The sequence below is a fragment of the Alteromonas antoniana genome (genome assembly GCF_019249295.1).
Classification (GTDB): domain Bacteria; phylum Pseudomonadota; class Gammaproteobacteria; order Enterobacterales; family Alteromonadaceae; genus Alteromonas; species Alteromonas antoniana.
The window spans coordinates 1-12,009 of the sequence record NZ_JAESDH010000005.1; the positions used below are offsets into that span (position 1 = coordinate 1).

Annotated in this window: 8 protein-coding genes; 4 read left to right on the plus strand and 4 right to left on the minus strand. The window is 49.7% G+C overall.

Annotated elements, in window-relative coordinates; genetic code table 11:
- Positions 1–291: 291 nt before the first annotated feature.
- From JKP77_RS05215 to JKP77_RS05230, 4 genes are all read right to left on the minus strand, one after another.
- On the minus strand, positions 292–1,596 hold the full coding sequence (locus tag JKP77_RS05215; protein ID WP_218310153.1) for a methyl-accepting chemotaxis protein: 1,305 nt from the start codon (positions 1,594–1,596) through the stop codon (positions 292–294).
- Positions 1,597–1,759: 163 nt separating this feature from the next.
- The gene (locus JKP77_RS05220; protein ID WP_218310154.1) at positions 1,760–2,782 is read right to left on the minus strand and encodes an alpha/beta hydrolase; all 1,023 of its coding nucleotides are present in this window, start codon (positions 2,780–2,782) and stop codon (positions 1,760–1,762) included.
- Positions 2,783–2,799: 17 nt separating this feature from the next.
- Positions 2,800–3,003, minus strand: coding sequence for a hypothetical protein (locus tag JKP77_RS05225; protein WP_218310155.1), 204 nt, complete (start codon positions 3,001–3,003; stop codon positions 2,800–2,802).
- 6 nt (positions 3,004–3,009) lie between these two features.
- Entirely contained in the window at positions 3,010–4,164 is a 1,155-nt protein-coding gene (locus JKP77_RS05230; RefSeq protein WP_218310156.1) for a glycoside hydrolase family 43 protein, read from the minus strand.
- A gap of 464 nt (positions 4,165–4,628) precedes the next feature.
- Between JKP77_RS05230 and JKP77_RS05235 the strand changes: the two genes are divergently transcribed.
- The 4 genes from JKP77_RS05235 (at position 4,629) to JKP77_RS05250 (ending at position 11,964) form a co-directional block, all read left to right on the plus strand.
- On the plus strand, positions 4,629–7,313 hold the full coding sequence (locus JKP77_RS05235) for a TonB-dependent receptor (protein ID WP_218310157.1): 2,685 nt from the start codon (positions 4,629–4,631) through the stop codon (positions 7,311–7,313).
- Between the two features lie 222 nt (positions 7,314–7,535).
- Positions 7,536–10,067, plus strand: a complete 2,532-nt coding sequence (locus tag JKP77_RS05240) for a glycoside hydrolase family 3 protein (RefSeq protein WP_246601088.1) — start codon at positions 7,536–7,538, stop codon at positions 10,065–10,067.
- Between the two features lie 54 nt (positions 10,068–10,121).
- Complete coding sequence (locus JKP77_RS05245) at positions 10,122–11,201, plus strand: sensor histidine kinase (RefSeq protein ID WP_246601089.1); 1,080 nt, start codon at positions 10,122–10,124, stop codon at positions 11,199–11,201.
- Positions 11,173–11,964 (plus strand): LytR/AlgR family response regulator transcription factor, encoded by a 792-nt coding sequence (locus JKP77_RS05250; RefSeq protein ID WP_218310158.1) that lies wholly within the window; start codon positions 11,173–11,175, stop codon positions 11,962–11,964. The genes JKP77_RS05245 and JKP77_RS05250 overlap by 29 nt, the downstream gene beginning before the upstream one ends.
- The last annotated feature ends 45 nt before the right edge of the window (positions 11,965–12,009 follow it).

Genomic DNA, 12,009 nt, shown 5'->3' on the forward strand with positions numbered 1-12,009 from the left:
AGTTTGTCTGATATTGGCATTCTGCATTCCTTTCAACAGGTTAAGAATGCCACTTACACAGATCTTTTTACACTCTCGCATTGCAGGTGGGACCAGTATTAGTTTTTATGTAAAAAGGAGCGCATCGCGCTCCTTTTTCTTAGCATCCACTCACTGCATAGTTCTAACTACCTTTACTCGTAGGTAGGTGAATCCTTGCAGAAAGCCGATAATAGTGATTACTCCCAGCGTTGACTGGAAAACAGGGAAAAAAATCCAGGCCTCGGGGCTCCGGCTTTAGTTAACCCGTACTCACTCAAGCAGTTTGGAAACACTGTTAGTGACGTTTTCAGCACCCTGCTGTATTTCGTTCATTACACCGCGCACCGACATGATCCTGTCGCTGTTGTTTCCTACACTACCAGTGACCTGAGCCATTCTGTTAGTCGCGTCTTCCGTCAGCGCCCGGTTTTCCCTCACCACGGTTTCAATTTCCGTGGTCGATTCGCTGGTGCGCTTAGCAAGATGCCTCACTTCATCAGCCACAACGGCAAACCCTCGACCTTGTTCTCCGGCTCGTGCTGCCTCAATAGCCGCGTTAAGTGCCAGCAGGTTAGTTTGCTCCGCAACACTTTGGATGGTTGAAACGATAGCGCCAATTTTACTGGAATGGTCATTAATTTTTTGCATTAGCACGTTGGTTTCTGTCACCTCACTGATCATATGTTCGAAGGCTTCAGTGGCTTCATCCAGTGACGCATTGCCCTTAATGGCGATTTGCGCCGTTTCTTCTGACGTCGCCAGTACCATCTCTGCCGCGCTGGCAAACGCCTGACTGGCGCGCTGACTTTCTGTTATGTCAGTGGCGAACTTGATAACGGAAATGATATTTCCGTACGAGTCAAAAACTGGCGTATAGGAGGCTTCCATCCAGATCTCTTTTCCGTTCTTGCCAAACCGCTGGAATTTATCCGCCGCGATTTCACCCCGGCCCAGCCTGCCCCAAAAGTCCGGATTGTCCTGATAGAACGCATCGCTACAAAAGAGGCGGTGGTGTTTACCTTTGATTTCCTCTAACCGGTAGCCGGTCAGATTAAGAAAATTGTCATTGGCGGTCAGAACCTCACCATGCGGTGTAAACTCAATGACGGCAGTTGAACGACTGGTAGCATCCGTCATCGAGGCATTTTTCACTTGTTCCTGATGTTGTTCAGTAACGTCCTGAGCAATCTTCATGACAGATTCAACGTTACCGTTCTCATCCTTTACCGGGAAATACGTTGCCTCAAGCCAAATCATATTTCCATTGGCGTTTAAGCGGGGAAACGTGCCGGATACTTCTTTTCCATTTCGAAGCGATGCCCAAAGGTTCTTGTATTCGTGAGAATCTATGTACTGCTGGGTACACAAAGACTTATGGGGTTTACCGGCCAGCTCCTCTTGTTTAAAGCCAACCATTTTCGAAAACAGCGGGTTTACCTCTGTGATAATCGCATCTACCGTAAACCGGATGACCGGTACAGACGCTGTTATCGCGTTAACAATGGTTTTGTAATGCAACAGGTCGGAGAGTAGTTCCTGTTTAACTTCATTATGTTTTTTTGTTGTTGTAAACATGTTTGGTTACGCTGTGAGTAGGGGATGCCATTGATAGTGTAACTGGTTATATCGTAAACAATAAATTATCAATAAGTCTAAATACTTTTTAATGTTTTGAGGAGTCGCTTCGCTGTCGCCACGGATTACTCATAGCCTCCAGCGAAGGCTCGCTTATATGCTTTTATTTACTCTCGTTTATCATCCCATGCATCCTCAGCCAACTGACATAGGCAGTAAACCAGCCTGTACTGGTCGTGGTTTTCGGATACATGCCAAAGCCGTGACCGCCCTGTTCATAAAAGTGAAATTCAACCGGCTTTTTGGCAGTATGCCAGCTTTCAATCAGACCAAACTGGCTGTTGGCGAAAAACGGGTCGTCGGCGGCTAAGGCAACGAACAGGGGCGGCGCGTCTTGTGGTACTTCAACCGAAGTGATTGGCCCATAAATATTCGCAATGAAAGCCGGTTTGGCATCTTCACCAACCAGGGTTGTCGCCATGGTCAGCATGGCGCCGGCTGAGAACCCAATCATCCCGACACGATCTGAATCAATATTCCATTCGTCTGCGCGGCGGCGGATGAGGGCAAAGGCAGCCGTGGCATCTTCAAGCTGAGGTGCCAGTTGTTGTTTCATTTGGGCAGGTTCAGGGCGGGGAGGGCGCCTTCCTGTGTTGGAAAACATCTCTTCCATTGCGCGAGCAAAGTCAGCCATATCTGCTGGCGTCTGATTCAGGCGATATTTAAGAACAAACGCGGCGATGCCTTGTTCGGCCAGCGCTTCTGCCACGCCCCAGCCCTCGTTTTCCATCGATAAAGTACGAAACCCGCCGCCCGGTGCGACAATGACCGCTGCGCCGCTGGCGTTAGCCGGATCTGGTAAAAACGGCGTGAGTGTGGCAACGGTCACGTTGCGCGCGAACTGGCTGCCATACTGTGAATGCCAGGCTTCTTTGTGTTTTGCATCAGGCAGCGGTCCGGTTCCCAATTCGATTGCCTCAGGCTGAGCCGGAGTGGCAATCACTGTCATGGCGTCATTGGGCTGAGCATGCGTTGGTACCGCAAGTAAACAGGAGGTCACACATAACAGCGCGGACATCAGGCCTCGTGCATTGCGCCGCAAAGACGCCGTAACAGACAATCTTGTCAGCGGGCGTCGGATGAATGTCTGGCCATATCTGGCAGGGTGATGAGGGTGTATTTTCATCGGATAGTATCCTTTTATCATCTGTTATGTTTGCGAATAGCGACGCCGGGTCGAAAACCATGGGCGGTGATAAAGCGTGCGTTGGCGATAACACGATTCAGCGTCGTCGAAATGGCCACTGCCTGGCGGAAAAGCAGGTCAGGCAGTGGACGGAATGGCGGCATCAGACTCACTTCCTGCATAACGTTGGCTGGTGCCGGCAAGGCGTTCATCGCTGCCATCAACGGTTATTTCTTAACTGTTCTGACGATATCTTTAATGGTGCCGTCGGCATTGAAGTAGACTCTGTCAATACAGACCGACCTTCTGTAGCTTCCGCCGCCGGGAAGCTCGGCACTGTGGTAGGCCAGATAAGTATTGCCGTTAAAGTCGAACATGGCAGGATGAATGGTAGTGGTGCCCGGCAGCGGGTCCATAATCACGCCCTGATATTCCCAGGGGCCCGTCGCCGACGAGCTTGTGGCATAGGCAATACTTTCCGGGAAACCCGCTGCATACACCAGATAGTAGATACCGTTATGTTTAGAGACATAAGGCGCTTCTTCAAAGTTCGGCAGCGTCTCTACGGCGTGGATCCGGACATTGCTGGTATCGCGGTTTTGCATGTTGCCCTGCGCATCGGTGGTATATCGCTCGCCTTTTAAGTGGATAAGATCCGGCTCAAGCTCCACCCACCAAAGCTGTTGATTCCCCCAGTAAAGGTAGGCGCGGCCATCATCGTCAATAAACACGGCCGGATCAATATTGCGCCATGTATGGTCTTTGTATGCGGCGGTATCTTCCAGCAAAATCATGGGCATGCCGCGTGGGTCTTCAAACGGGCCTTCAGGGCTGTCGGACACGCCAACGCCGATTGAAAAGCCGAATGCATCATCACGTTGTCCGCCTTCGACAGTGGCATAAAAATAGTATTTAGATTTACCGGTTTCATCTTTTCGGTGTATGACATGATGTGCGTAGGCATTACCGGTTTTCTCATCCCCCCGCGCCCAGTCAAAGTCAGAGTAGGTCAGCACGGTCCCTTTATTTTCCCAGTTCACCATATCGCTGCTTATCCACAGGCGATAGTCGTACATTCGGTAATCGTTGCCGTCTACGTACTGCTCGTCATGGGTGGTGTAAAGATATACCGTGCCATCAACCACCATCGCGGCGGGATCGGCGGTGTAAATAATGTCACCGACATTGTTCGTCGGGTCGCTGGTATCGTATTTGATGATGGGGTTATCGAAACGTGTAGGAGCAGAATTGATAGCTTCAGAGACGCTTACTGAAGACGACGAGCTTTCTGAGCTGCAGGCAGATATGCCGATAAATGAGACCAGTAAGCACAGTATCAAAAAGGGAGTTTTGCTATGAACTCGTCGATTCAGTCCGGTCATGTTTCTGGGTTTCCACTTGGCAGATTATTGTGGTTAACATTCTGTTAAAAATGGGAGCAAGGGGAAACGTCAATACCGTTATGAATCTGATTATTGAGCTTATTTTATTTGCTGCTGGAAGCACTAATAAGAATTGCCTGTCAGAAACTCAGGCGCATAAGCGTTATCGGCGAATTACCAGCGAGCGAGCAGTTCGACGCACTTGCGTTCAGAAATGCCGGGCAGCAATTTGTTAACTTTTCGGTCAGAAAATGCCTGTTTATGACCCTGGTCCCATCCCGGTCTTGACCTGTTTATCAGCCACAAACTGAAAATATGCACGTGTTGTAGCGTCAGGCTCTCGCCTTAGCGAAACCGCCTGTAAGCAAGGCGTGGATGGCGGTAAGTTGTTAATAACAAGTAAAACGAGAAAAGTGGCAAGCGCAAAGCCACATTAACATTTACAGGACATCAGGAATCAACCTATGAGAAAACTTAATGCGGTAGCTATTGCCATACTCATCGCTTTACCCGCTTCTCTTCATGCTCAGGAGCGCGATGATGATACATCTTCAACAAGCGCAGAAAGCATTGATGAAAACGCACTGGAAGTCATCTCTGTTACAGCCACTAAGCGTAAAACCAAGCTAATGGAAACACCGGTGGCCATCTCTGCCATCAGTGAAGAAGCACTAAAACAAAATGGCGTTCACAATGTAAAAGATATCGCCAATTTAGTGCCCGGACTGGACATATCCACGGCGACCGATCAGGCTGCGCCGGTCATCTCGATGCGTGGTGTCCGCTCGACCAATATCACGGAATTGGGTGATCCTGCTGTCGGTGTTCACCTTGACGGTGTTTACTCTCCCCGTATGCAGGGCGCACTGGCACTGATGTATGATGTTGACCGTGTGGAAGCGCTACGCGGGCCGCAAGGCACCTTGTTCGGCAGAAACTCGACGGTGGGAAGTATCAACGTGATCACTGCAAAACCCGACTTCATGGGGCAGTTTGGCAACGTTAACGTAGAAGTTGGTAAATACAACAGCAAGTCGGTGGATGGCTTTATCAATATCCCGGTTAACGACGAATTTGCTGTTCGGGTAGCGGCGAAGGGGTTAAAGCGCGACTCCTACCTGGAAGGATATTATGATCCGAACCAGTATGATAGCCGTCGTCTCAGCGACGATGTACTGAATGCGCCTGTCATTTCTGAAGATTCGTATCAGGGCGTTGGCGATACGGTCACTCAGCTGGAGAACTGGTGGATTGATAACGCCGGAACCAACCCGGACGCCCAGCAAGTACGTGCATTAACACCGGCTGACAAGTCATCGTTTTACAACAATGCGGATGAGTACTCTTTTCGCATCAGTACGCTATGGGAACCCCTTGATGGTAATTTCTCAAACCACACTATCTTCCAGAAGTATGTCAATGACAGCGGCAACAATCTGGACCTGGTAAACTGCGAGAAATTACGCGGCAGACCCGGTGAGTTCGGTGGAGACTGCAACGCGTTTTTGCCAAGCGATAACACCTATCAGGCCGTTGTGAACGTACCGGGTGAACTTAACCTGGACATCACTTATCTTAGAAATATCCTGAACTACAACATCAGTGACGAGTTGGATCTGGTATGGATCCTGGGGTATGAAGACATGGAGCGCTCCTCCTCTCAGGACAGTGAAGTAGGGCTCGACCCCTGGGATGGTGCGACCTATTTCCTGGACGGGACAGGCGCTGAGTCATATTCGACGGAAGTTCAGCTGCAGTCTGATGAATATGGCGATCTTATCTGGATTGCCGGTATCAACTATTTCCACGAAACCACCAAAACGCTGGGCTACTACGACAACCCGATGGATGACAAGTCGTTCTGGGATCAGCCAGACAGATCGACAGAAGCTTATGCATTGTTCGGACAGGCCACCTACAACCTGACACCGGATTTGCATCTGACCTTAGGCTATCGCTTCAGCGATGAAACCAAAGAAGATAAGGGCGGGCGTACCTATCGGTGCTCCAATGCTGACGGGTGTGCGCCTGGCTGGCTGAACCGAACCGCACTCAATGATCTGCCGGTAGATTATTTTGAAGATCCATCGATTTATGCGTCTTATTTTGCTAACGACAATAAAGGCAGCTGGAGCAGAAACGATTTCCGCATCGGGCTGGACTATGATGTCAACGACAACACAATGGTTTACAGCTACATCGCTTCTGGCTTTAAAGCCGGTGGTATAGGCGATGTATATGAAGTGGTTAACGACCGCACAGGTGATACCACACGGTTCGAAACGACATTTGAACCTGAAGAAGTGCTGACCTGGGAAGTGGGGGCAAAATCCAGTTTGCTGGACAATTCACTGAACCTGCAAGCCGTGTTCTTCTACACCGATTACACCGATATGCAGTACGCGTCAGTGGGCTCTATAGGAAACGTAGAGCGGCTTTCTCCGGTAGAGGACGAAACCGGCGCGCCAATTCTAGATGAAGACGGCAATCCGGTTCTGGACTACCAAAACCAGCCTGTCATTGCGTATTACACGCAAAACGTGCCCGGCTCAACAATCAAAGGCATTGAGCTGGAGTTTGACTGGAAACCTTATCCGAGTGGTCGGGTGACCGGTTATGTCACCTGGACCCAGGCGGAAGTCACAGAGGACTGGTTTACCAAATGGGACTACGACCCCGAGTACTTATTTGATATCTCTTACGAGGAGTCGATTGACCCGACTAACACAGCGCTCAGCACCAATCTGAAAGGAAATAATCTGGCGATGACGCCAGAGTTCTCGGCGAATATCAGCTATACCCACAGCTTCAACCTGGGAGAGTATGGTTACATTCACGCCTGGACCAATGTGAGCTGGAAAGATGAGTCCTACTCCACCATCTGGAATGTGGATAAACACTTGGACGATATGGATTTTGCGGTGCCGGATGAAGCCATAAAATATATGGATGACACCCGCGATGCATTTGCCATTTTCAATGCGTCTCTGAAGTACGAGCCGCAAAATCAGAAGTGGTTTGCTGAAGTGTTTGTTAACAATGCGACGGATGAGATTGTTCAGTACTGGAACAATACCAGCAAGGGCTTTGCCAAAGGTAGTTTTGGTATGCCGCGCTATTACGGTGTAAGAGCTGGCATCAATTTCTGATCCGGAAATACCGCAATAGAAATCAGGCCCGGCCGGGTAATCACATCAGGCCGGGCTTATGCCTGTAACAGACTATTCAGGACCATGGTGGATAAAACGCTCCTGTTCCCTGCAGATCGCTTTGCAAGGGCAATGCAAACTGCAAGTCTGTTCTTACGCCCTCGTGTGGCGGCTGTAATCACGCTTTTCTTCAACATCTTTTGCTAATCGAGAATGTCAAAAATGAACTTTTTAAAAATGAAGGCGGCACCCTCGTGGTCGCTCCTTTTTATGTTGTGCTGTTGCAAACTGGCGCTGGCGCAAGACAGCAACGTTGATTGGTCTGTACCGGACAAGCCCGATCTGAGAGACGCCGGCATTGAACGCAAGCTCGACCAGTTGCTGTCGACGATGACCGTGGAACAAAAAGTGGCGCAAATGATTCAGCCAGAGATTGGTTATCTCACGGTGGAGAAGATGCGCCAATACGGATTTGGCTCTTATCTTAATGGGGGAAACACTGCACCCTATGGTATCAAACAAGCAGACCAGCGGACCTGGCTGCGCTACGCGGATGAAATGTATCAGGCGTCTGTTGATGCCAGTATAGATGGCAGTACCATTCCTACTATTTGGGGTACCGATGCCATGCATGGCCACAGCAACGTTTACGGTGCCACATTGTTTCCTCACAACATCGGGCTTGGCGCTGCCAGAGATGCGAAGCTTATAGAAGAGATTGGGATCGCCACCGCCAAAGAGGTTGCAGCTACGGGCATTGAGTGGAGTTTTGCGCCCACCGTTGCAGTGGTGCGAGATGACAGATGGGGAAGAACCTACGAGAGTTACTCAGAAGATCCGGAGGTTGTGGCTGACTACGCCGATAACATGGTGCTTGGTCTTCAGGGCCATCCGGACAAAGACTTTCTTGAAGGCTATCACCGCATCGCCACGGCCAAGCATTTTATCGGCGATGGCGGTACCAAAGGTGGCATCGATCGGGGGGATACCCGATTAGATGAGCAAACGTTAAAGGATATTCACGCCGCAGGGTATGTATCAGCGTTACAAGCCGGTGTGCAGTCGGTAATGGCATCGTTTAACAGCTGGAATGGCAAGCGTGTGCACGGGCACAAATATTTACTGACGGACGTTCTGAAAGAAAAAATGGGCTTTGATGGTTTCGTAGTCAGCGACTGGAATGCTCATAAGTTTGTGGATGGATGCGATCTGGAGCAATGTGCCGCAGCAATTAATGCTGGTGTTGATGTACTGATGGTACCCGAGCATTATGAAGCCTTCTTTCATAATACTGTGCAACAAGTGAAAGACGGCGTGATCCCGGTTTCCAGAATTGACGATGCGGTAAGACGGTTTCTACGCGCAAAAATACGCTGGGGGATCCTCGCCAGAGGAAAACCCTCTGCGCGACTTGGTGCGCAGAACCCACAGTGGTTGAACGCACCAGAGCACAGAGACTTAGCGCGTAACGCGGTGAGAAAATCTCTGGTGCTGCTGAAAAATAACCATAACCTGCTTCCCGTAAACCCCGACAGCAGAATACTGATAGCAGGCGAAGGCGCAGACAATATCGCCATGCAGGCCGGTGGGTGGAGTGTATCCTGGCAGGGCACAGACAACACCAACGCAGATTTCCCTAATGCTACCTCGGTATATGAAGGGATAAGGCAGCAGGTAGCGTCTGTGGGCGGCATCGTTGAGCACAGCCCGGATGGCAGTTTTGAACAGAAGCCTGACGTTGCTATTGTGGTGCTGGGCGAGCAACCCTATGCGGAATGGTTCGGCGATATACAGACATTGCAGTTTAATGATACAAAAAACAGGGATCTGGCACTTCTTCAGCGACTTAAATCCGAAAATATTCCGGTAGTCACGGTGTTTTTAAGCGGGCGTCCGCTTTGGGTGAATAACATTCTGAATTTGTCTGATGCGTTCGTGGCGGCGTGGTTACCTGGCTCTGAAGGACAGGGGATTGCAGATGTCCTGCTACGCAAAAAAGACGGCAGCATCAATTATGACTTTTCCGGCAAGTTGAGTTTTTCGTGGCCCAGATACGACAACCAGTACCTGTTGAACCGCCATGACGCAAGCTATGACCCACTATTTCCTTACGGATACGGGTTAACTTACAAGGACGCCGTTTTCGTTGAGCACCTTGATGAAACGGTGACGGCGCAGCAATCACAGAAGCCTTCAGAAGTGATCCCGCTTTTTGTCCGTAATCTCAGTGCGGGTATTCAATGGGCATTAACCGATTCGTCGGCAACAACGGCGCAAATGAAGACCGCGTCTGGTGTGAGTCCTGATGAAAAGTCTCTGACAATGCAGTCAGTTAATCTTGCGTTTCAGGAAGATGGCAGAAAATTCAGCTGGAATAATGCTGAAGCACCAAGCAGTGCAGCGCTGCAATACACCTCGTTGTATCAGAACGATGACGTGCTCACACCGCGCTTTCTGAATCTGAAAATACGGCTTGATCAGTGGCGTTCTTTCGCACCGGTCACGCTTGCAGTGCAGTGTGTAGAGACAGCGTGTGAGAACACGGTGGTGATGACGCCCAAAGGCACGGCACTGCAGGAAGGTGAGTGGGTTGGGTTCAGCATTGCTGCGCAGTGTGGTGATGCGTTGCCTGTTGGCGACCAACCAGACGCGGCATTGCGACTCTCGGCAACCCATGGAGTAAGCCTTGCTGTTGCCGATATCGCTTTGGTGAAAGCGCCTGCGGCAGGTTACAATGTGATTTCATGTCAATAAGACTGATAACTGCGGGTAGATTTTTTATCCGCATTTATTTTTCGGAGCAGTAAATTGATCAATTTAAGCAGACGCCCACACTTGTTCTGGCTTTGTCAGTGTAGTGGTTGGGCGGTTTATGCGTTGCTGACTGAGGTAATGATAAAAATACCCAGTGACGAGCCCTGGCGTATTCATTTACCTCACCTGATTCTGGATACGCTTTTCGGATTTGCCATCACCCTGGCGTTACGTTCTTTGTACTCAAAAGTATACCGGCTGCAACAGCACGTCGTACTTATACATGTCCTGTTGCTGATACTGGCGTCGCTGACCTGGACTCAGTTTAAATGGACAGCGCTGCAGTGGTTATATAACGACCCCTGGAAGTCAATGTCGTGGTTTGATTTTGGTACCTGGACGACGGCATCCTTAACCATGCTGGCAACCTGGACCGCAGGTTATTATGGGATAAAGAGCTACCTGGATAATGTGGAGCAGCGTGAGCGTGCTGAAAGAGCTACGCATCTTGCCAAAGAAGCCCAGTTGAAAATGTTGCGCTACCAGCTCAACCCCCATTTTATGTTTAACAGTATCAACGCCATAAGCACGCTCATTTTAAAGCATGAAAACAATCATGCTGTAGTGATGCTGGAAAAGCTGTGTGACTTTCTGAGATACAGCTTGTATACCGACCCGTTAAAGAAAATTCCGGTATCAGAAGAGGCGACGATGTTACGCACTTATGTTGATATCGAAAAAGCCCGCTTTCGCTCAAAACTGGATGTCCATATTGATACCGAGCCACAGATTCAGTCGATGCGCATTCCCTCAATGCTAATACAGCCTTTGGTGGAGAATGTATTAAAGCACGGCATGCTGCCTAATCAGACGATTTCAGTTTCTGTGGAGTTCGCTGAAGTAAACGGTGGGCTCGCTATAACGGTTACGGATTCGGGTAAGGGGTTCAGTAATCAGGAAAACTGCAAGCTAGGAATTGGACTGACCAACTGCAGAGACAGGCTGCGGTTAATTTACCAGGGAAGGGCTAACCTGGAAACGGTAAACAATCCGGGCGGAGGCGCTTGCGTACGCATTTTTATCCCGCAGGAGGGGACATTGAACAATGACAGTGTTGAAAACCCTACTGGTTGATGATGAAGAGAGTGCACTGGAGGGGCTCGCCCTGCGGCTGCAGATGTTTTCTGATATCGACGTGATTGGACTGGCCTCAAGTGTGGATGAAGCCATTACATTATCGCAGGAGGACGTGCCGGACCTGATATTTCTGGATATTGAAATGCCCGGAAAGTCGGGGTTTGAATTATTAAAACAATTTCAGCCGGAAAACTATCCGGCAGTGATATTTATAACGGCATATCATCAACATGCAATAAAGGCGTTTGAGGTCCGGGCACTGGACTACCTTCTCAAACCTGTCAAACAGGCGAGGTTAGAAGAAGCGCTGGAACGGGCCAGAGAAAACGCTGCGTCGAAACAGTCAGTACTGGAAACGGGCAAGTTAACTGCGCAAGCAGGTGATGCTGACCCGGGTGTTCAGTCTTATAGCGTCGCCAATGACAAGCTGGCGATCCGTGATGGTACAGGGCCGGTAAAGTTAGTGGAGTTTACCGATGTTTACTGGATTGATGCCGCAGGCGACTATATGTGCGTGCACACTGAAAACGAAACTTTTGTGATGCGCGAGAGAATGAAGAATCTGGTCAGTATCGTGCCTGCCTATTTTCAGCGGATCCATAAATCTACGATGGTAAATACGCGATATATCAAACAACTGGACCCGTTGAGAAATGCAGAGTACCGGGTACATCTGTCAAATAATAAGGTGCTAAAGGCCAGCCGGACATTTAGTAAACAGCTCAAAGAAACCATGATGGGATCACTGCCCGCCAGTTAGCACCGACAAACGGCCGGGGCAAACGAGAGGCCAGAAAAGCAAAGG